The sequence below is a fragment of the Lysinibacillus sp. BNK-21 genome (assembly GCF_048684915.1).
Taxonomy (GTDB): Bacteria; Bacillota; Bacilli; order Bacillales_A; family Planococcaceae; genus Lysinibacillus; species Lysinibacillus capsici.
The window spans coordinates 3365879-3387108 of record NZ_JBLQTS010000001.1 but is presented as its reverse complement, the minus strand read 5'-3'; the positions used below and the strand labels follow the sequence as shown (position 1 = coordinate 3387108).

The 21230-nt window shown below is 37.6% G+C and carries 20 protein-coding genes; 16 read left to right on the top strand and 4 right to left on the bottom strand.

The window, feature by feature from the left end; all coding sequences use genetic code 11:
- Nucleotides 1–10 precede the first annotated feature (10 nt).
- The 8 genes from rbfA to ACMGGO_RS17305 all read left to right on the top strand — a co-directional run bounded on the left by rbfA (nt 11) and on the right by ACMGGO_RS17305 (nt 9246).
- Entirely contained in the window at nt 11–352 is a 342-nt protein-coding gene (rbfA, locus tag ACMGGO_RS17340; RefSeq protein WP_004225003.1) for a 30S ribosome-binding factor RbfA, read from the top strand.
- Between the two features lie 115 nt (nt 353–467).
- Nucleotides 468–1379 carry a tRNA pseudouridine(55) synthase TruB gene (gene truB / locus ACMGGO_RS17335; protein WP_004225000.1) on the top strand — a complete coding sequence of 304 codons (912 nt, stop codon included), beginning with the start codon at nt 468–470 and terminating at the stop codon, nt 1377–1379.
- Nucleotides 1380–1391: 12 nt separating this feature from the next.
- Nucleotides 1392–2339 (top strand): riboflavin biosynthesis protein RibF, encoded by a 948-nt coding sequence (ribF, locus tag ACMGGO_RS17330; RefSeq protein WP_004224996.1) that lies wholly within the window; start codon nt 1392–1394, stop codon nt 2337–2339.
- A 174-nt stretch (nt 2340–2513) separates the two neighbouring features.
- Nucleotides 2514–2783: a 30S ribosomal protein S15 gene (gene rpsO / locus ACMGGO_RS17325; protein ID WP_004224992.1), complete on the top strand. Its 270-nt coding sequence runs from the start codon at nt 2514–2516 to the stop codon at nt 2781–2783.
- A 440-nt stretch (nt 2784–3223) separates the two neighbouring features.
- Nucleotides 3224–3742 (top strand): DoxX family protein, encoded by a 519-nt coding sequence (locus ACMGGO_RS17320; protein ID WP_420282107.1) that lies wholly within the window; start codon nt 3224–3226, stop codon nt 3740–3742.
- A 120-nt stretch (nt 3743–3862) separates the two neighbouring features.
- Nucleotides 3863–5217 (top strand): IS3 family transposase gene (locus ACMGGO_RS17315; protein ID WP_139111235.1). Its coding sequence is split into 2 segments (ribosomal slippage): nt 3863–4316 and nt 4316–5217, totalling 1356 coding nucleotides; the frame shifts between segments, so codons are not numbered across the junction.
- A 601-nt stretch (nt 5218–5818) separates the two neighbouring features.
- A complete protein-coding gene (gene pnp / locus ACMGGO_RS17310) occupies nt 5819–7933 on the top strand; it encodes a polyribonucleotide nucleotidyltransferase (RefSeq protein ID WP_048391556.1) in 2115 nt (704 codons plus the stop codon).
- An 89-nt stretch (nt 7934–8022) separates the two neighbouring features.
- Nucleotides 8023–9246 (top strand): M16 family metallopeptidase, encoded by a 1224-nt coding sequence (locus tag ACMGGO_RS17305; RefSeq protein ID WP_054550531.1) that lies wholly within the window; start codon nt 8023–8025, stop codon nt 9244–9246.
- Nucleotides 9247–9593: 347 nt separating this feature from the next.
- Here ACMGGO_RS17305 and ACMGGO_RS17300 read toward each other — a convergent pair whose 3' ends face one another.
- From ACMGGO_RS17300 to ACMGGO_RS17285, 4 genes are all read right to left on the bottom strand, one after another.
- Nucleotides 9594–10151, bottom strand: a complete 558-nt coding sequence (locus ACMGGO_RS17300) for an ABC-2 transporter permease (protein ID WP_420282106.1) — start codon at nt 10149–10151, stop codon at nt 9594–9596.
- Nucleotides 10152–10218: 67 nt separating this feature from the next.
- Nucleotides 10219–10845, bottom strand: a complete 627-nt coding sequence (locus ACMGGO_RS17295; RefSeq protein ID WP_103117595.1) for an ABC-2 transporter permease — start codon at nt 10843–10845, stop codon at nt 10219–10221.
- A 2-nt stretch (nt 10846–10847) separates the two neighbouring features.
- Nucleotides 10848–11690: an ABC transporter ATP-binding protein gene (locus tag ACMGGO_RS17290; protein ID WP_004224974.1), complete on the bottom strand. Its 843-nt coding sequence runs from the start codon at nt 11688–11690 to the stop codon at nt 10848–10850.
- A 1-nt stretch (nt 11691) separates the two neighbouring features.
- Nucleotides 11692–12069, bottom strand: a complete 378-nt coding sequence (locus tag ACMGGO_RS17285) for a GntR family transcriptional regulator (RefSeq protein ID WP_004224968.1) — start codon at nt 12067–12069, stop codon at nt 11692–11694.
- 142 nt (nt 12070–12211) lie between these two features.
- Between ACMGGO_RS17285 and ACMGGO_RS17280 the strand changes: the two genes are divergently transcribed.
- The 8 genes from ACMGGO_RS17280 to ACMGGO_RS17245 all read left to right on the top strand — a co-directional run bounded on the left by ACMGGO_RS17280 (nt 12212) and on the right by ACMGGO_RS17245 (nt 21200).
- Nucleotides 12212–12475, top strand: coding sequence for a hypothetical protein (locus tag ACMGGO_RS17280; RefSeq protein ID WP_004224966.1), 264 nt, complete (start codon nt 12212–12214; stop codon nt 12473–12475).
- A gap of 9 nt (nt 12476–12484) precedes the next feature.
- Nucleotides 12485–13264, top strand: a complete 780-nt coding sequence (locus tag ACMGGO_RS17275; RefSeq protein WP_004224963.1) for an NAD(P)-dependent oxidoreductase — start codon at nt 12485–12487, stop codon at nt 13262–13264.
- Entirely contained in the window at nt 13258–13848 is a 591-nt protein-coding gene (locus ACMGGO_RS17270) for a dipicolinate synthase subunit B (RefSeq protein ID WP_004224962.1), read from the top strand. Before ACMGGO_RS17275 ends, ACMGGO_RS17270 begins: the two co-directional genes overlap by 7 nt.
- An 82-nt stretch (nt 13849–13930) precedes the next feature.
- Nucleotides 13931–14968, top strand: coding sequence for an aspartate-semialdehyde dehydrogenase (locus ACMGGO_RS17265; protein WP_131521871.1), 1038 nt, complete (start codon nt 13931–13933; stop codon nt 14966–14968).
- Nucleotides 14969–14981: 13 nt separating this feature from the next.
- Nucleotides 14982–15881 (top strand): 4-hydroxy-tetrahydrodipicolinate synthase, encoded by a 900-nt coding sequence (gene dapA / locus ACMGGO_RS17260; RefSeq protein WP_048391545.1) that lies wholly within the window; start codon nt 14982–14984, stop codon nt 15879–15881.
- A gap of 277 nt (nt 15882–16158) precedes the next feature.
- Complete coding sequence (locus ACMGGO_RS17255; protein ID WP_048391543.1) at nt 16159–17826, top strand: ribonuclease J; 1668 nt, start codon at nt 16159–16161, stop codon at nt 17824–17826.
- Nucleotides 17827–17980: 154 nt separating this feature from the next.
- Nucleotides 17981–20272 (top strand): DNA translocase FtsK, encoded by a 2292-nt coding sequence (locus tag ACMGGO_RS17250; RefSeq protein WP_420282105.1) that lies wholly within the window; start codon nt 17981–17983, stop codon nt 20270–20272.
- Nucleotides 20273–20471: 199 nt separating this feature from the next.
- The gene (locus tag ACMGGO_RS17245; protein WP_036080379.1) at nt 20472–21200 is read left to right on the top strand and encodes a GntR family transcriptional regulator; all 729 of its coding nucleotides are present in this window, start codon (nt 20472–20474) and stop codon (nt 21198–21200) included.
- Nucleotides 21201–21230 lie beyond the last annotated feature (30 nt).

Below are 21230 nucleotides of genomic sequence, written 5' to 3'. Positions count from 1 at the left end.
GTGACAAATTATGTCTCTACGTTCAAACCGTGTTGCCGAGCAAATGAAAAAGGAGCTTGGTGATATTCTTGGCCGTAAAATAAAAGATCCGCGTGTTGGTTTTGTGACTGTTACAGGTGTTGAAGTAACGGGTGATTTACAGCAAGCGACAATTTATATTACATCTTTAGGCAACGAACGTGAACGAGAGGAAACGCTTAAAGCTTTAGTAAAAGCTTCGGGCTTCATTCGCTCTGAAATCGGATCACGCATTCGTTTACGACGTACACCAGAATTAATCTTTGAATTTGATTCATCGATTGAATATGGGAACCGTATTGATTCATTGTTAAGAGATTTACACAAAGAATAAGCAAAAAAAGTCTGCCACATGCATGTTTATGCAGGCAGACTTTTTAGCTTCATGGAAAAAGTTATATTGCCAATGAATAAATAAATGATAGAGTAAGCAATTTGGGAGGAGCTATATGAACGGTATTTTACCGCTTTGGAAAGAAAGAGGCATGACAAGCCATGATTGTGTCTTTAAATTACGCAAAATTTTGCGGACAAAAAAAGTTGGGCATACAGGTACACTGGATCCAGGTGTTGAGGGCGTACTACCAATTTGTATTGGCCAAGCAACTCGAATAGCAGAATATTTAACTGACGCAGGGAAAACCTATGAAGCAATCATTTCAATCGGTCGTACCACGACAACCGAGGATGCAGAAGGTGAAACCGTTGAAGAAGATCTTACGATAAAAAAATTTTCTCGTGAGCAGTTGTTAGAGGTTTTAGCTTCATTGACTGGAGTTATTGAACAAACACCACCCATGTTTTCAGCAGTAAAAGTTAATGGGAAGCGCCTCTATGAATATGCGCGAAAAGGTGAAAGTGTTGAAAGACCAACTCGCCAAGTAACAATTTATAATTTAGAGCTACTTGATGAGCTAGCACATTATGAGGGACAAGAAATCACATTTCCAGTACGTATCGCCTGTAGTAAAGGGACATATATTCGAACACTAGCTGTGCAAATTGGTGAGGCGCTTGGCTATCCAGCACATATGAAGGAGCTTGTACGTACTGCTTCTGGTACTTTTACACAGGATAACTGTTTTACGTTAGCACAGGTTGCTGAGCTAATGGAGACTGAGCAAGTAGCTTCCTGCATTTTACCTGTCGAGTATGCATTAGCAGACTATCCATATATTGAGATTACAAATGCCAATGAAAAAGAAATTTTCAATGGACAAGTGCTTCCAGCAGATGCATTATTAAATAGTCATGATAAAATTGTGTATGGAATCAATGGAAAGGCAGTTGCGGTTTATCAAGCTCACCCAACAAAGGATGGTTTGATGAAGCCACATAAGATGTTTCCGACGATAGAGTAGGAGGATTTTTCAATGGAGGTCATTCATTTAAAATACCCACATCAATTACAGCAACGAGAAAGCATGCAGCCGTATTCATTAGCTCTTGGCTTTTTCGATGGTGTACATAGAGGGCATCAAGCAGTTATCAAGGCAGCTAAGGAAGAGGGCAACAAGCGACAAATTCCAACTGCAGTGATGACATTCGATCCACATCCTTCATTAGTCCTTGGTGGACGTAACGAAAAGGTTTTTTATATTACACTCTTACAACAGAAATTACAGCTGTTTGAAGAACAGGGTGTGGATACGGTATTCGTTGTCCACTTCACTTCAGATTTTGCCAAACTTTCACCAGCGGCATTTATTGATACATTTATCCGTGGATTAAATATTCAGCATGTGACAGCTGGCTTCGATTATTCGTTTGGAGCATTTGGTAAGGGAACAATGGAAGATATGCGTTTATTAAGTAATGGTGATTATGGCGTTACAATTGTTGAGAAGAAAACAGATGATGTTGAGAAAATCAGCTCTACCCGTATACGCAAGCTATTACAAGAAGGCGATATGGAAGAAGCAACAGTTTTATTAGGGAGACCGTTTGAAATCAATGGGATTGTTGTCCATGGTGATAAACGTGGTCGTACTATTGGTTTCCCTACTGCAAATGTCCAAGCATTAGAAGGAACGTTTATTCCAGCTAGTGGTGTTTATGCTGTTCGTCTGCTTGTACAAAATAACTGGTATGATGGTGTTTGCAACGTGGGCTATAAGCCAACTTTCAAAGATCCAAATGATAAGCAATTATCGATTGAAGTCCATATTTTAAACTTTGATAAAAATATCTACGGTGAAGAAGTACATGTGGCATGGTATAAACGTATACGAAGTGAACGGAAATTCGATGGTATTGAGGCCTTGAAAACACAAATTGAAAAGGATAAACAAGAAGCAATCCGTTACTTTAACCAGCTATAAGAAGTACTTCATTACTGTAGTCACATTAGCCAAGTCGACGTTTTACTTGCTTGACTATGTGATTTATGGTAATATTCATAAGTGCATAAATGCTTAACCTTAGCTCGGTATATCGATGACTCCAACGTTTACTGTGCTAATGGGGATTAATTATAATTTAGGAGGTCCATACAAATGGCTATTACAAAAGAACGTAAAAACGAAATTATCGCTGAGTACCGTACTCACGAAAGTGACACTGGTTCACCAGAAGTACAAGTTGCAGTATTAACAGAGGAAATCAATGCTCTAAATACTCACTTACGTACTCACAAAAAAGATTTCCACTCTGAGCGTGGTCTTCTTAAAATGGTAGGTCGTCGTCGTCACTTATTAAAATACCTTCGTGAAACAGACGTACAACGTTACCGTGAATTAATCAACCGTTTAGGCTTACGTCGCTAATTAATAGCAAAAGTAATCCTATATTAGACTGTAGACAAACTGATGTTTGTCTACAGTCTTTTTTTGAGATAATCTTGTTAATTTTGTTCAACAATAAGCCATAACTTTTTTACACTACGATGAACGATAGATAAAAATGATTTGATACTTGATAAAAGGGTGATATATTCTAATCACATTTCACAGCCCATTTATAGTCATTGTGATCATCATTTGCAAGTGTAATTGAAGTAGATAAATTGAAGGCTAGATTGCTATTATATTTCATGAAATACAATCCAGCAAATTATAGGATAGAGGCTCAAAATTGGTACATAAGCGTCAATCATACAATCTAAATGCTATCATTGAATACTAGTAAACGATGGCTATGGGTTAGAAAACTTTCTATGTTAATCGTTGGTGAAATGTAAACTAAATCATTTAGAAGGGTGAGTAGGATGTTTAACCAATTATTAAGAGAGAATAATATTGTTGCAGGTATTTTAACAGTTATTCGTGTTTATTTAGGCTGGCATTGGCTTACAGCAGGTTGGGGAAAATTGTTTAATGGCTTTGATGCATCTGGCTTTTTAGCCAATGTTATTGCAAATCCAGTGACAAGTGGAGAAGAGCTCGCATACCCACTGTATGTAAAGTTTATTGAATCATTTGCTTTGCCAAATGCTGAGCTAATTAATATTCTTGTGCCTTGGGGAGAATTTTTAGTAGGGCTAGGATTAATTCTGGGATGCTTAACGACATATGCTGCATTTTTCGGTATGGTCATGAATTTTGCCTTCCTAATGGCAGGTACTATATCTAGCAATCCTTGGGATATTTTACTTGCGATCTTTATAGCCGTTGCTGGTTACAATGCTGGGAAATTCGGGCTTGACCGCTTCATTATGCCAATCATAGGTGAAAAGATGGCGAGAAATAAGAAAAAAGAAGTTGTTCAACCTGTTAAAATTACATAATAAACTTTTTACATATCTTATATTAGGAGACTACTCATTAGTCTGAATATACCCCGCCCATTATATTGAACTGCTCCCCAAATGTTAGACACATCTAACATTTGGAGGAGCAGTTTTTATATGGCTAAATTTACATCGGAAGAAAAACTACAAGCAGCCTTACGTTACATAAAAGGCAATGAAAGTTCACATGAAATTGCTAAATCTATCGGAACAGATCACAAAGCAATTCTTAATTGGGCGAAACAATATGAGTATAATGGCGTAGAAGCGTTTATAAAGCGATATACAAATTATTCGGCACAGTTTAAACTAGACGTACTAAACTTTATGATTGAAAATGGTACGTCCTTACTTGAAACAGCAGCTATCTTTAAGATAGCTACGCCTTCTACACTTCGTAGTTGGAAAAAGCAATTTAAAACAAAAGGATTCGATGCCCTTCAATCAAGGAAAAAGGGGCATCCATCCATGAAAAAAGAAACGAACAAACAACCAAAACAAGCACCAGTAGAAGGGACACCTGAAGCACTTCAAGCAGAAATCAATCGTCTACGTATGGAAAATGAGTACTTAAAAAAGTTGAACGCCTTAGTTCAAGCCAAGGAAAAATCACCAAAGAAGACAAAGTAAAGGTCATCTATGAATTAAGGCATAAATACTCGGTGAAGGCGCTTGCGAAATTCGCAGGCATTCCACGTAGCACGTACTATGATTTAGTGAAGAAGATGGATCGTCCAGATCCAGATGCCGAGTTAAAGGCCGAAATTCGAGCAATTTATAACGAACACGAAGGTCGTTATGGTTATCGTCGTATTCGTGATGAGCTAGCAAATCGTGGGAAAAAAGTGAATCATAAAAAGGTTCAACGTATCATGAAAGAATTAGGTTTAAAGTGCTTAGTGCGTATGAAGAAATACAAATCTTATAAAGGGACAATCGGTAAGATTGCGCCTAATAGATTGGATCGTAACTTCATAGCAGAAGCACCGAATGAAAAATGGGTTACAGATATTACGGAGTTTAAGCTGTTTGGTGAAAAGCTCTATTTATCACCTATTTTAGACTTATTTAACGGCGAAATTATTACGTACACAATTGGTCATAGACCAACATATTCGCTTGTATCAGAAATGTTGGAGAAGGCACTAGAGAGGTTGCCAGAGGAACATCAATTATTGATGCATTCAGATCAAGGTTGGCATTACCAAATGAAACAATATCGCCACGCCCTTGAATCAAGAGGCATTGTGCAAAGTATGTCACGTAAGGGAAACTGTTATGACAACTCTGTCATGGAGAATTTCTTCGGCATCATGAAGTCAGAATTCCTCTATTTAAAGGAATTTGATAGTGTCGAGCATTTTAAAAAGGAACTTGAAAAGTATATAACGTATTACAACACGAGACGTTTAAAGGCAAAATTAAAACTGAGTCCGGTAGAATACCGAACTCAGTTTACCCAAGCTGCCTAAACGAAATAACCGTGTCTAACTTATAGGGGTCACTTCATTCATATGGGTGGGGTATTTAAGTTGTTGAAAAAAGAAATGTCACTAGCAGAAAAGCCCTTTTTGCAAGGTGAGGGGGTGATTTCTGTTCCACTGGGCGTCCGATGATCCAGCTTTACTCACTTACGCAAATTTCACAAAAATTCTATTGATGGTTTTACTTTTCAACACTATGTAAATCCCGACTATTATTTGCCTGACTTACTAACTTTCCTAGATGATCCAACTTTCTTTTACCTTATAGGATGTTGTATGATAAGCTCCATGTTATAATAAGTCTATTGTTTAAACTTGTATTTGAAAAACTAATGTTAGCGAAGCAGTTATTTCCATTTACATACATTACTTTTCGTCAAGAAGGAATCAATATAAAAAAATCCATATACCAAAAATGCTTTTTCAATAAAATAATGAAATAAATCTTAAATAAATTGGCAATAACTGAATTTAAATGTATGATTATTTCATGAAATATTATTTAGCATAGAACAAGCATTTTTGGTACACTTACTATTAGTACATACAGACGAAGTAAGTGTTTTTATAATAGAGAGGGGTTCATTGAATGAACGAAAAGAAAGTCTATTCCTATGAATGGGCTGGCCGTCCACTTGTAATTGAAGTAGGACAGTTAGCAAAACAAGCAAACGGAGCCGCATTAGTACGCTATGGCGATACTTCTGTACTTGCTACAGCAACAATGTCAAAATCACCTAAACCACTTGATTTCTTCCCATTAACAGTAAATTATGAAGAGCGTCTATATGCTGCAGGTAAAATTCCTGGCGGCTTTATTAAGCGTGAAGGACGTCCATCTGAAAAGGCGATTTTAGCAAGCCGTTTAATCGACCGTCCGATTCGTCCGATGTTCCCGGATGGTTTCCGTAATGAAGTACAAGTTATTTCTATGGTTATGTCAAATGATCCTGACTGTACATCTGAAATGGCAGCAATGGTTGGTTCATCATTAGCATTAGCGATCTCTGATATTCCATTTGATGGGCCAATAGCAGGTGTACAAGTTGGTTATATTGATGGGGAATTCATTGTAAACCCTACAGTAGAGCAATCGAATCGCTCAACAATTCATTTGTCTGTAGCAGGGAACAAAGATGCTATCAATATGGTTGAAGCGGGAGCACTTGAAGTACCAGAGGAAATCATGTTAGAAGCGATTATGTTCGGTCATGAAGAAATCAAAAAAATCATTGCTTTCCAAGAGCAAATTGTGGCAGAGGTTGGTAAAGAAAAGTTACCAGTGACACTATTTGAAATTGACGAAGCAATTCAAGCCGATATAAAAGCAGCTTGTGAGACTGATATGCATGACGCAATTCAAACGGCAGAGAAACATGCTCGTGATGAGGCAATCCAAGCTGTTAAAGAGCGAGTTATCGCTTCCTATGAAGAGCAAGAAGCAGATGACGAAACAATGAAACAAGTGTACACAATTCTTGACAAGATGGTAAAAGAAGAAGTACGCCGTCAAATCACGGAAGATAAGATTCGTCCAGATGGTCGTAAGCTCGACGAAATCCGACCACTTTCTTCTGAAACAGGCTTATTACAACGTACACATGGTTCAGGTCTGTTTACACGTGGACAAACACAAGCACTTTCTATTTGTACATTAGGTGCGCTTGGTGATGTACAAATTATTGACGGTTTGGGTGTGGAAGAGTCAAAACGCTTTATGCACCATTATAACTTCCCACAATTTTCTGTAGGGGAAACGGGTCCAATTCGTGGGCCAGGTCGTCGTGAAATTGGTCATGGTGCGTTAGGTGAGCGTGCACTTGAAGCAGTCATTCCTGATGAGTCGGTCTTCCCTTATACAATTCGTTGTGTATCAGAAGTACTTGAATCAAACGGATCAACTTCTCAAGCTTCTATTTGTGCGTCTACATTAGCCATGATGGATGCAGGTGTCCCATTAAAAGCACCAGTTGCAGGTATTGCAATGGGCCTTATTAAAAAAGGTGAACATTATTCTATTTTAACGGATATTCAAGGAATGGAAGACCATTTAGGCGATATGGACTTTAAAGTGGCTGGTACAGCTAAAGGTGTAACAGCTCTACAAATGGACATTAAAATTGATGGTTTATCTCGCAATATTTTAGAAGAAGCACTGACACAAGCAAAAGTTGGACGTATGCATATTCTAGAATCAATGCTTGCTACACTGCCAGAGCCACGTAAACAATTATCTGCGTTTGCACCAAAAATTGTTATTGTAAAAATTAATCCTGATAAAATTCGCGATGTAATTGGACCAGGTGGTAAACAAATTAATAAAATTATTGAAGAAACGGGCGTTAAGATTGATACAGAGCAAGATGGTACAATCTATATTTCTTCTGCTGATGAAGCAATGAATGCACGTGCAAAACAAATTATTGAAGATATTGTACGTGAAGCAAAAGTAGGGGAATACTACTTATCAACAGTGAAACGTATTGAAAAATTCGGCGCCTTTTGCGAAATCTTCCCAGGGAAAGATGGCTTGCTTCACATTTCTGAAATTCAAGAGGAACGAACAAAGCAAGTGGAGGACGTCTTAAAACTTGGCGATCAATTACTTGTGAAAGTGATTGAAATCGACAAGCAAGGTCGTGTGAATTTATCTCGCAAAGTAGTAATTCAAGAGGAAAAAGAGCGCGCTGAACAAGAAAAATAATATTGGTTAAAAGGCTGCGTAAATTGCGCAGCCTTTTTCGATAGTAGCAAGAAGAAAAGTAGAGGATTTTTATAATTGGGGGAGATAGTTTGGTTCAAGTACATACATGTCAGAATGGTGTTCGAATTGTATCAGAGCAAATTGATCATGTAAGATCAGTGGCATTAGGTATCTTTGTGAACGCTGGCTCTCGCTATGAGCTACCTGAAGAGAATGGTATCACACATTTTATTGAGCATATGTTGTTTAAAGGCACAACAACTCGTTCAGCTCGTCAAATTGCTGAAGAATTTGATCGAATCGGAGGAGAGCTAAATGCCTTCACATCGAAAGAAAATACATGTTACTATGCTAAGATTTTAGATCATCATGCGGAGCTTGCGGTCACAATACTAGCAGATATGTTTTTCAATTCTACCTTTGCGGAAGAAGAATTAGAAAAAGAGCGACAAGTAGTATTAGAAGAAATTTTAATGAGCGAAGATGCTCCTGATGATGACGTTCATGAGAAGCTGTGGGGTGTCATGTATCCGAATGACGCACTCGGTCGTCCAATACTAGGTACGGCTGCTACATTAAAGACATTTACAGCAGATGCTATACGACAATATATGGATAAACATTATGGGCCAGAGTCCGTTGTTATTTCTATTGCAGGTAATGTTTCATCTCAGCTTATGCAAACGATTGAAGATTTATTTGGTCACTATCAACCTTCACCGCATGCTATGGCACCTGTCCTGACAAATCCTTCATTTTATCCAGGGGAAATTACAAAAATACGCGATACAGAGCAGGCACATGTCGCGATTTCCTATCCAGCAATTGGTGTAAAAGATCCAGATATGTATAGCTTTATTGCGCTTAACAATATAATTGGAGGCAATATGAGTTCTCGATTGTTTCAGGAAGTACGAGAAGAACGTGGGCTAGCCTATTCTATTTTCTCCTATCAATCGTGTTATGCAGATGTAGGTGCTTTTACGATTTATGGTAGTACTAGTCGACAGCAATTAGCACAGCTTCAGCACACGATTGATGCCACTTTATTAGATATTGTAGCGGGTGGTGTGACAGAGGAGGAGCTTGATAATGCGAAAGAGCAGCTTAAAGGAAGCTTTGTCCTTGGATTAGAAGGGACGGGAGCTCGTATGAATCGAAATGGAACAAGTGAACTTGTTCATCGCAAGCATCGAACAGTAGACGAGGTTCTTAAATCGATAGATGCCGTATCGATGGAGTCAGTGGATCGGCTGATTGCTAAAATTTTAAAAGCAGAGCCAGCTATCTCAATCATAGGTCCTAGCGAATAAAGATATTTTAATAAGATAGCATTTGTTCAAGCTATTATTAGATAGGAGATTGGCATTTATTTTCAATGTGGATAAGTGACAACAGCCCTCCATAAAATGAGTAGTGAAAACCTTTACCCAAAAGGTAACACTTTATTAAACTGGCGAGGAAGGTACTTGATTCCCGGGGATAGCGAGACATGTCACCCTCTCTAAATGGAGAGGTAGCGAAGGAAGCCGCTCTGCATATGCTCATAGGAAAGCAAGTAGCCTGCAATGAAATCCATTTCCTTTTAATTGACTGTTTTGCTATTCAACACGATTAAAAATAGGCTGCCAAATAAGGCAGCCTATTTTTTGATGAATGTTTAGCAAATTTCCTTTGCCAAATATAAATAAAGACATTTGTGAAACACAAGAAAAGTGATGAGGATACTAACCAGTGTTGGTATGAATAAGATAATTAAATTTGCAGCTACTAGTGATAAATAATAATGAATAACAAAATTTAGCAGAATGATAAGCACAATAGCTGTAAGCATTCTAACCGTTCGCATTCTCTCTGTTTCATCAAGATGCTGAATATAAAATTGACTACAGATGAGGAAAGAGGCGCTACTTATATAAGCAAAGTACATAGCAAGATGCTCGATAAAATTTTCAGATGCATCAGGTTGTGAGAAATACATAGGCGCAAGGATAATAAAGAGCAATGCAATAAGGCCATAGCAAAATAAAAAATCGGATTGCAATTGTGTTTTCTTTGATAGAGGTAGCGTATTGACATACATTGTCCACTTTACTTGACGGTCGCCTTTATATAAATTATCTACGATGTTGGCAGAAATAACGACAACAAATAATCCGATAGAAGGACTATCTACAAAAGGTAAATGTACAAAATGAAGAAGTAAACATATCGTCATTGTAAAAAGAATAGTCCATTTTTATACGACAATTCTTTGTAACAACAGTGCTCGCATGAGATCCCTCCTAAAACTCTTTTCTTTTATAAATAGCAGTAGAAACTAGAGAGGAGAGGCAGAGCAGTATTAGCCCGCCCAAAGGTGCTAAATAGACGTATTGCTTTAAATATAGAAACGTTTGAGTCATATCAGGGATATATTCTTTAAACATCCCCGTTAAGAAGCCAGGGATAAAACAAAACGCAATGAGGACTATTCTTCCTTTAATAGAGCCAAATTTAATATAGATAGGTAGTAATACGGCTAATAAACAGAGCGCCGATGTTATGATCAAATTAAACGTTAGGAAAAATTCTGAAGTGATGTCGTTTTTGGTAAAAAAATTGATAAAAAATAGGATAGGTAATGCCATAACAAGTCCGAAAATCATTAACATCACACTAAGTATATATTTACTAAAAACGATATCTGCTTTAGAAATTGGTAAAGTATTAGCGTATTTATCCCACTTACTTTGTTCATCGTAGCTAAGCGCAGTTATCGCTTGTATCGTAACAATAAAAACAATAACAGCTAGAAGCATTGCGCTTTGCTGCATAAAAATCGCCATCATAAGAAGAAATATAAGAACAAATGCTTGTGCTTTCATTTGTCGTTGAATGGTCATTAAATCTTTTAGGATAAGTCCTACCATATTTAAACACTACCTTTCACGAAAAATAGCATGATATCTTCTATAGAAGGCCTTTCAAGTCTGAAAGCCTCATTTACTTCATTTTTCAGAACTAATGCTTCTATTCCAAACGCACCAGGACGGGTTCTTAGAATAGCATGCTCTGGCAAGTCGTTTACTTCCTCACTGTTACCTTTGAAAATACCATATTCATATAATAGAGCATCTTTACTCTCGCTCAATAAAATCTCACCATTATGAATTAACGTAATATAGTCAGCAATTTTTTCTAAATCGCTTGTAATATGCGAAGAAAATAAAATGCTGTGCGTTTCATCCTGCATAAATGCTAAAAATAAATCCAGAATTTCATCCCGAATAATAGGGTCTAATCCACTTGTTGGCTCATCTAAAATCAATAATTTTGGATGATGTGCCAATGCTAAGGCAATTGATAGCTTCATCCTCATTCCTCGTGATAGTTCCTTTATCTTCTTCCTCTTTGGCACCTTAAATTGAGCTAATCTTTCAAAATAATAGTCTGAATCCCATGTTTGAAATACTTTTCTCATGATTTTGTCGAGTTGCGTCGCATTTAGCGTTTCTGGTACATGTAAATCGTCAAATACAACGCCGATGTCGTTTTTTATCGATAGTTCGTGTTCGACATGATCTTTGCCAAATAGCAAAATTTCGCCATATTCTTTTTTTATTAAATTCAGCATGCATTTTATCGTTGTTGATTTGCCAGCCCCGTTTTCTCCAACAAAACCCATTACCGTGCCTTGAGGGACGGAAAAACTTATATCTTTAAGAAAAAAGCCTTCAAAGCCCTTATGTAGATCATGAATTTCAATGGCATTCATATTACTTATCCTCCTCTAACATTAAAGATAGTAGTTCTTGTAATTCTTCACTAGAAAGTCCAGCGGTTTTCGCTATTTTTGCTGCCTTTTGCAAATGCCCCTCTACCTGCCGTAATAGCTCCTCACGTAGAAAGTCTTGATTTCGTTCTGTGACAAAGCTCCCTTTACCAGCGACAGTTTCAATGAAACCATCTCGCTCTAAATCAGCATAGGCACGTTTAGTGGTCATCACACTTATTTTTAAATCCTTTGCTAAAGCGCGGATAGACGGTAGTGCATCACCAGCCTGTAATTTATTAGCTAAAATAGCCTCTTTGAGCTGTATGGTGATTTGCTCATAAATAGGTTTTTCACTCGCATTACTTAAATGGATATGCACAAATCATCACCTCTTATAACTGTATATATACACTATATACAGAAGGCGATGGAAATGCAACATATTCGTACTTTAGGTAGGGGTCACGATTTGCAAAAAGTCCGCATATATTGAGGTAACGGCTCAAGGAGGGAGATGAGGCATGCTACTATCTGAGATGGTGGATAAGGAGTTAATTCAAATTGAGGGTGGCGTACATTTTGGCATCCTGGCACATACAGAATGCCTATTAGATGTGCAAACAGGAAAAATACATGGTTTTGAAATTGTGAAAGATAAACTACCATTCCAAAAAAAGAAAATGAAAGTTAGTGAAATGATACCTTGGCACGAAATTATTTTAATTGGTGAAGATCGTATTTTATTTAATAAGACATCTACAGTACAGTCAGAATATTTACAGTGAGGTGAGCTTTTGGAAAACGAAAAATGGCTTGTTATCGGTGAGGACTCCCGATTAAAGGAACTAGCTACAATGCTAAGAAGTCCATCGAGAACAGTATTTTATAAAAGAACAACCGTATGGAACGAAGAGTTAAATAAACTTGTTTTAGAATTCCAGCCTAATAAAATCGTATTACCTATTCTTCCATTAAAAATAGAAGTTGAGCAGCTCTATGGTATATCACAAGTGAAATTTTATACAGGTCGATTAACAATGCATTGGAAGCAATTACTAGAGAAAAATGAATCTATTTGCTATTTACAACAAGAATCATTTATTTGGCAAAATGCTCGATTAACAGCGGAGGGATTTATCGCCACGTTTTACGGACTCGAGCAAAAATGTATTTACGGACAAAATTTCACAATCGCAGGTTTTGGTCGCATCGCAAAAATGCTCGCCTCTTTACTAGTTAAGATGGGTGCAAATGTTCATATTGTTGCACGTTCAGTTGTACAAGTGAGTGAAGCAAAAGCTTATGGTTATAAAGCCACGAATTTAGATGATCGCCAATGGTCTATTACAGATGGCATTTTTATTAATACAATTCCTGCTAAATGGATTACAGAGTCTTTTATAGAGCATGTTCCAACTGTTTTATATGACTTGGCTTCAGAGCCAGGATGTTTAGATATAGATTCTGATCAATTACAAACGTATGTACTATTGCCATCATTGCCTGGGAAATACTTTGCACATGATGCAGCTACAATATTGTGCAAGGCAATAGAGGAGGAAGAAAATTGTTAACGGGGAAACGAATTGGCTTAGGTATTACTGCTTCTCATTGTACGTATGAAGATGTAGTACCTAAAATCCAAAATTTTATTGATGTCGGAGCAACAGTTATTCCAATCATTACCCATTCCGTTTTACATGCAGCTACACGCTTTGGTACAGGTGAAGAGTGGATTGCCAAAATAGAAGCTTTGACAGGAGAAAAAGTTATTTCTTCTATAAAAGAGGCGGAGCCATTTGGCCCATCCAATCCATTAGATGCAATGGTCATAGCCCCCATGACAGGGAATAGTATAAGTAAATTTGCTAATGCGGCAACAGATAGTCCTGTGTTAATGGCAGCAAAGGCAACTTTGCGTAATGGTTCGCCTGTAGTTTTAGGTATTTCCACAAACGATGCACTAGGCTTAAATGGCATAAATATTATGAAGCTGTTAAATGCTAAAAATATATATTTTATTCCCTTTGGTCAGGATGCCCCTCACTCCAAACCAAATTCTTTAATTGCTGATTTTGAGCAAATGGTGGATACTGTTCATGCAGCAATTACGCAGAAAAAGCAATTACAACCGCTGTTGATACAATATTTCAAATAAATAAGAGATTACACACAATTTTCAGTATTTTTGTGATACAATAGCACACATTATGGAACATGTATTCAAGGAGAGATGACAGATGACAAAGCAGTTAACAGTTGCGGTTGTTGGGGCAACAGGTGCAGTAGGATCGAAAATGATGGAGCAGTTGATTAAACGTAAATTTCCGATTGGACATATTAAATTTCTAGCTTCTGCTCGTTCAGCAGGAAAATCAATCGAATTTGATGGGGAAACATATACAATTGAAGAAGCGACACCTGAGGCTTTCGAAGGCGTCAATGTCGCTTTATTCTCAGCTGGTGGTTCAGTATCAGCTGTGCTTGCACCAGAAGCAGCTAAGCGGGGTGCAGTAGTTATTGATAATACGAGCCATTTTCGTATGGATCCAGAGGTACCGCTTGTCGTGCCTGAAGTGAATAGAGGCGACTTAGCGAAGCATAAGGGAATTATTGCGAATCCAAACTGCTCGACAATTCAAATGGTAGCTGCGCTTGAACCAATTCGTCATGCATTTGGTTTAACAAAAGTAATTGTTTCAACTTATCAGGCAGTATCAGGTGCAGGGATTTCTGCGATCCAAGAATTAAAGGCACAAAGCGAAAACTGGGATGCAGGTAAAGATGTAGAAGCAAATATTTTACCGTCTGGTAGTGATAAACGTCATTACCCAATTGCTCGTAATGTCATTCCACAAATCGATAAATTCACAGATAATGGATTTACATACGAAGAAATGAAAATGATTAATGAGACGAAAAAAATCATGCATGCACCAGAGCTAAAAGTAGCTGCTACTTGTGTTCGTGTGCCAGTCGTTTCAGGTCACTCTGAATCTGTTTATATTGAGGTAGAGAAAGACGCGTCAATCCAAGAGATTTTCGAAGTATTACGCAACGCACCAGGTGTGGTATTACAAGATGATATTGCAACACAAACTTACCCAATGCCTATTTATGCAGAAGGGGAAGACGCTACTTTTGTAGGACGTATCCGTCAAGATTTAGACAACAGCAAAGGGTTCCATCTATGGATCGTTTCTGATAATTTATTAAAAGGCGCCGCATTAAACTCTATCCAAATTGCAGAAGCAATGCTTGAGGATAACTTACTATAAGAGGGGTGTAAGGATGAATTTAGGTCGAATTGGAACGGCAATGATTACGCCGTTCAAAAATGATGGCACGATTAATTATCCAGAACTAGAACGTATTATTAATCATTTAATAGACAATGGTACTGATTGTATTGTTGCTTGTGGTACGACTTCTGAAAACCCAACTATGTCTACAGAAGAGAAAATTGAAGTTGTACGCTTTACCGTAGAGAAAGTAGCAGGTCGCGTACCAGTTATTGCAGGTACTGGGGATAATGAAACAGCTTACTCTATCGCGATGACACATAAGGCAGAAGAAAATGGAGCAGACGGCATTATGCTTGTAGCTCCTTACTATAATAAGCCAAATCAACGTGGGATTTATGCTCACTTTGAAACCATTGCTAAACAAACGAGTCTCCCTGTTATGCTTTATAATGTTCCAGGGCGTACTGGGGTCAATGTTGCCTATGAAACTTCTGTTGCATTAAGCAAGATTCCTAATATTGCTTGGATTAAGGAAGCTAGCGGTAACTTAGATCAGATGGGTGATGTTATTGAGAATGTTGATCCAGCTGATGATTTCTTAGTGTATAGTGGGGACGATGGTTTAACACTCCCACTAATGGCCATTGGTGGAGCAGGTGTTATTTCTGTAGCTGCCCATGTGGTAGGCAATGATATGCAATTAATGATTAAAGCGTTTGAAGAAGGAAATCATAAGCTAGCAGCCCAAATTCACCGAGCCTTATTACCTTTAGTACGTGCGCTGTTCGCTCAGCCCAACCCTTCACCGATTAAATATGCGATGACAAAATTAGGATTTGATACACTCAATGTTCGTTTGCCGATGATGGAAATGACAGATGAAGAGAAAGCTAATTTTGACCGAATTTGGGATACGTATCAAGAAAAAGCGAAAAGTTTTAGATAAATAAGAGCGAGGCTGATAGCATTTCAGCCTCGTTTTTTATATTTTTTAAATAAAAAGTATGTACAAAATTTGTAACTCCTCGTCCTTACAAATACTTATTTAGCTCTATTTATACAGGATAGCCAATATTTGTTTTCCATCTGCTAGTAATAAGCAAATAGCAGGAAAATCTATTTCCTACGTGAAACATGTATTTTTAATTTGTGCAAAAGCTTTGCAAACCGTATAATAAATGTTAAGTGGTTGCTGTTCGGGATATTTTTTAGGAGGAAATAAATTGACAAAAAAGAAAAATGAATTAATCCGCATCATCCCTCTTGGTGGTGTAGGCGAAATTGGGAAAGCCATGTACGTAGTAGAAATTGATGAAGAGCTATTTGTGGTGGATAGCGGCTTAATGTTCCCAGAAGATGAAATGCTAGGTATAGATATCGTGATTCCTGACATTACTTACTTAGAAGAAAATAAAGAACGTGTGAAAGGTATTTTCTTAACACATGGTCATGAAGATGCAATTGGCTCTATTGCCTATGTATTACAAAAAATAAAGGCACCTGTGTACGGATCGAAATTAACTATTGCATTAGCAAAGGAACATTTAAAAGAATTACCTGCACCACATCAAGTGAAGTTTTTTGAAGTAACAAACCGTAGTCGTATGAATTTTAACTCAACGTATGTAACATTCTTCCACACAACACATAGTATTCCCGATTCGTTAGGGGTAGTGTTCCATACATCTGAAGGCGCGATTGTTCATACAGGAGAGTTTAAATTCGATCAGTCAGCGACAGGTAAATTTAAACCTGATTTAGCAAAAATGGCACAGCTAGGAGAAGACGGCGTTTTCATTTTACTATCTGAGTCTTGCGAAGCTGAGCGACCAGGATATACGACATCAGAGATTGTCATTGAAGAACAATTATCAAAAACATTCCACTCAGCACCAGGTCGTATTTTAGTAGCTGTTTACGCATCGAATTTTATTCGAATTCAACAAGTATTTGCTCAAGCACAGAAATCATTCCGTAAGGTTGTAATTGTGGGCAAACCATTGGAAAAGGCAGTTGATTTAGGCGTACAGCTTGGTTATTTAACAGTCGAAGAAGATACAATTATTCCGATCTCGGAAATGCAAAAATATCAAGATGATGAAATTATCATTATTGCAACAGGCAACAGAGGAGAACCTCTCGATGCTTTAGAAAAAATTGTCCGTAAGCACCATCGTGACATTAAAATTAAACAAGGTGACACGGTACTAATTACCTTTACACCTTCTCCTGGCATGGAAGTTCAAATGGCGAATACAATGAACTCTATGTCAAAAGCAGGCGCTGAAATTTTGACTTCTAGCAAAAATGTCCATGTTTCAGGACATGGTAGCCAAGAAGATTTAAAGCTGATGCTAAACTTGATGCAACCAAAGTACTTTATTCCCGTACAAGGAGAATACCGTATGCTAATTGCGCATTCTAAATTAGCACAACAGCTAGGTATGCAAAAATCCCAAATTTTTATCGCTGATAAAGGGGATATCGTAGAATATAAAAATAATAAAATGCGCATGAGTGGTCGTGTACAAGCTGGTAATGTCTTAATTGACGGTATTGGTGTAGGCGATGTAGGTAATATTGTCCTTCGTGACCGTAAATTATTATCGCAGGATGGTATTTTCATTGTGGTGGTAACATTAAATCGAGCACAAAAGAAAATTGCCTCTGGGCCAGAAATTTTATCACGAGGCTTTGTCTATGTACGAGAATCAGAGGAATTAATGATTGAGGCTTCTGACATTGCGAGGAATGTGATAGAAAAGTACGTTGGGAAAGAAACCTTTGAATGGACGAACATAAAACAAGAAATTAGAGATACGCTAAATACGTATTTATTCCAAAAAACAAAACGTCGCCCAATGATTATTCCTATTATTATGGAATATTAATTGAACAAGCTCATCGTATATGCTTTGAGGAAAAAATAAATGATAAAGGATTTTCTCCCAATTGCGGTGGAAAATCCTTTTTTTGAAATATTCAAGTTCTACATGTGATGATTCGCTACATATATAGAATGGATTGCAGAAGAAGGTGAATTTGATGGCAGTTAGTAAGAGAAAAAAAGTTACTAAAAGTAAAGCGACAACAGAAAAAAAAGAAATGCATCCGCTTATGTACGAAATATTAGGGTTGCTCTTAATTGCATTAGCAGTCATTATGATTTTTGAATACGGCATGATCGGGCGGATTCTACAAACAATCGCCATGTTCCTTTTTGGTAATTTACATTTTGCTGTTCCATTTATGCTTATATTTGTTGCATTGTTAATGATGATTGGTCGTAAAAAAGTTGGGATAAAGGATCGATTAATACTTGGCATGTTCCTCATTGTTATGAGCTTAACGATTTTTAGTCATGGCATATTATTTGAACAACTATCCAAATCAGGTGGTCTACTATCTGATTCTGTGCTACGTGAATCATGGCGAATTTTGATTAATACAGATGGTATCATTCATCGTAGTAATGCTTTAGGGGGTGGCATGATTGGTGCCCTACTATTTAGTGGGCTTCATGTGCTGTTTGAAGCCTCGGGGGCAAAAGTTGTTGCTTGGGTTATTTTCTTTATTGGTTTAATTCTTGTCACTGGTAAAGCATTAGTGCCTTATTTAGCAGAAAAAACGCCAGATATATTTGGTAAATGGAAAAAAAAGCATCGTGATAAGAAAAAAAATACACCGAGAAAACCAAATAATCGTCGTTCAAGAGTAGAGAGTGGGGATGAAGTAGCAGCTGTTAATCAATCTATAGATATGCTTGAACAAGAAGAAGAAATACCACATGAACCAATTATTTCTGCTTTTACACAGAATGTTTCACAGGAAAGAGAAGTGATTGATACAACTCACATGGTGGAAAATGAACTTGAAGAAGCATCGGATGATGTCCAGATTCAGGGCACAGATGCAGTAGAAAATGCAGATTATCAGCTCCCATCATATAATTTATTACAATTACCTCCACAACATGATCAAAGTGGTGAATATTCAGTGATTCAGGCAAATGCCAAAAAGCTTGAGCAGACATTACAAAGTTTTGGCGTAAAGGCAAAGGTGACACAGGTGCATTTAGGTCCTGCTGTTACGAAGTACGAGATTTTACCAGATATCGGTGTGAAAGTAAGCAAAATTGTCAATTTGCAAGATGATCTTGCATTAGCATTGGCAGCTAAAGATATTCGTATGGAAGCGCCAATTCCTGGGAAATCTGCGATTGGTATAGAAGTACCTAATAGTGAGGTAGCCATTGTAACACTTCGTGAGGTATTAGAATCGAAAGATGGTGCTAAGCCTGAAGCATTATTACAAGTAGCATTTGGTCGAGATATTACAGGACAAGCTGTATTAGCAGAGCTCAATAAAATGCCACATTTACTTGTAGCTGGTTCTACAGGTAGTGGGAAAAGTGTTTGCATAAATGGCATTGTTGTATCCATACTAATGCGTACAAAACCGCATGAAGTGAAGCTCATGATGATAGACCCAAAAATGGTTGAATTAAACGTTTATAATGGGATTCCACATTTATTAGCGCCTGTCGTAACGGATGCACGTAAAGCTTCGCAAGCACTGAAAAAAGTGGTATCTGAAATGGAACGCCGCTATGATTTGTTTTCTCATACAGGTACAAGAAATATTGAGGGCTATAATGCACATGTCCAAAAGGTTAATGATCAAACAGAGGAAAAGCATCCAAAGCTACCTTATATTGTGGTTATTGTAGATGAGTTAGCGGATTTGATGATGGTCGCATCAAGTGATGTAGAGGATTCGATTACACGTTTAGCGCAAATGGCAAGGGCAGCTGGCATTCATTTGATTATTGCCACACAACGACCAAGTGTAGATGTTTTAACAGGTGTCATTAAAGCAAATATTCCATCCAGAATTGCTTTTGCAGTTTCTTCCGCGATTGACTCAAGAACAATTTTAGACATGGGTGGAGCTGAACGATTATTAGGACGAGGCGATATGTTATTTTTACCTGCTGGAGCTTCTAAACCAAAAAGGGTGCAGGGTGCCTTTTTATCAGATCAAGAAGTGGAGGCAGTCGTTCATTTTGTTATAGAACAGCAAAAAGCTCAGTATCAGGAGGAGATGATTCCTACTGAAGAAGAGACCATTTTAGAGGAAACAGATGATTTGTATGATGAAGCAGTCCAATTAGTTGTCAATATGCAAACAGCATCTGTCTCTATGCTTCAACGTCGCTTCCGTATTGGTTATTCAAGAGCTGCACGTATTGTTGATCAGATGGAGCAACGCGGTATTGTTGGGCCTCCAGAGGGTAGTAAACCTCGTCAAGTACTTGTTCACCAATACGATAACTAAGCAAAAAATGAAGACGAAAATGGTGAGAGCATTTGTATTTTTGTCCAAAAATTTGCAGATAAAATAAAGAAAGAATGAATTCTATAACAGATTTTACTCAAAACTGTTTATTTCATTCTGCAAAAATGTTATATTTATGAACGATTAGTAGGAATGTTGTACATCAGATGTCTGATCTCTGATTTTGGTGGTGATATATGTGACTATTAAAGCAGATCATCGTCATCTCTATCTTCAAGTAATCGATCGTTTAAAATCTGACATCGAGGCTGGCATTTTTAAAGAAAATGAAAAGCTGCCTTCAGAATTTGAATTATCGAAATCACTAGGAGTCAGTCGAGCAACACTTAGAGAAGCACTTCGACTGTTGGAAGAGGAAAATGTGATTGTGCGCCGACATGGGGTTGGGACTTTTGTCAACCCGAAGCCGTTGTTTACATCAGGCATCGAGCATTTATCTAGTATTTCTTCTATGATCGAGGCAGCAGGTATGGAGCCAGGTTCGCGATTTTTAAAAGCGACTGAGCATGTGCCTTCTGAGGAAGATTTAAAACGCTTCCAAAGTGATGGCGACGATAAAATACTCACGATTGAACGTGTCAGAACAGCGGATGGTGAGCCAGTAGTATACTGCATAGACAGGCTACCTGCAAGCTTCCTGCCTACTGACTTTGTCGAAAAAAAAGAAGTTTCACTGTTCTCTGCACTTGAGCAATCTGGCAAAATTCATGTAGCTTATGCTGTAACCTATATTGATCCAGTTGGGTATCATGAACAAGCCTCACCGATTTTAAATTGTGGACGTGAGACAGCTCTTTTAGTGTTAAAGCAATTGCATTATGATGATCATGATCAAGTAGTGCTCTATTCAAAAAATTATTTCCGAGCTGATAAATTCAGCTTCCATGTAGTTCGTAAACGGGTGTAGAACATTTCTAAATTTTTTCCTGCTAATTAC

Excerpts from the sequence above, each read along its gene's own strand:
- rbfA (WP_004225003.1), top strand. The coding sequence starts at position 11 with ATGTCTCTACGTTCAAACCGTGTTGCCGAGCAAATGAAAAAGGAGCTT.
- truB (WP_004225000.1), top strand. The coding sequence starts at position 468 with ATGAACGGTATTTTACCGCTTTGGAAAGAAAGAGGCATGACAAGCCAT.
- ribF (WP_004224996.1), top strand. The coding sequence starts at position 1,392 with ATGGAGGTCATTCATTTAAAATACCCACATCAATTACAGCAACGAGAA.
- rpsO (WP_004224992.1), top strand. The coding sequence starts at position 2,514 with ATGGCTATTACAAAAGAACGTAAAAACGAAATTATCGCTGAGTACCGT.
- ACMGGO_RS17320 (WP_420282107.1), top strand. The coding sequence starts at position 3,224 with ATGTTTAACCAATTATTAAGAGAGAATAATATTGTTGCAGGTATTTTA.
- pnp (WP_048391556.1), top strand. The coding sequence starts at position 5,819 with ATGAACGAAAAGAAAGTCTATTCCTATGAATGGGCTGGCCGTCCACTT.
- ACMGGO_RS17300 (WP_420282106.1), bottom strand. The coding sequence starts at position 10,151 with ATGACGATATGTTTACTTCTTCATTTTGTACATTTACCTTTTGTAGAT.
- ACMGGO_RS17295 (WP_103117595.1), bottom strand. The coding sequence starts at position 10,845 with ATGGTAGGACTTATCCTAAAAGATTTAATGACCATTCAACGACAAATG.
- ACMGGO_RS17290 (WP_004224974.1), bottom strand. The coding sequence starts at position 11,690 with ATGAATGCCATTGAAATTCATGATCTACATAAGGGCTTTGAAGGCTTT.
- ACMGGO_RS17280 (WP_004224966.1), top strand. The coding sequence starts at position 12,212 with ATGCTACTATCTGAGATGGTGGATAAGGAGTTAATTCAAATTGAGGGT.
- ACMGGO_RS17265 (WP_131521871.1), top strand. The coding sequence starts at position 13,931 with ATGACAAAGCAGTTAACAGTTGCGGTTGTTGGGGCAACAGGTGCAGTA.
- dapA (WP_048391545.1), top strand. The coding sequence starts at position 14,982 with ATGAATTTAGGTCGAATTGGAACGGCAATGATTACGCCGTTCAAAAAT.
- ACMGGO_RS17250 (WP_420282105.1), top strand. The coding sequence starts at position 17,981 with ATGGCAGTTAGTAAGAGAAAAAAAGTTACTAAAAGTAAAGCGACAACA.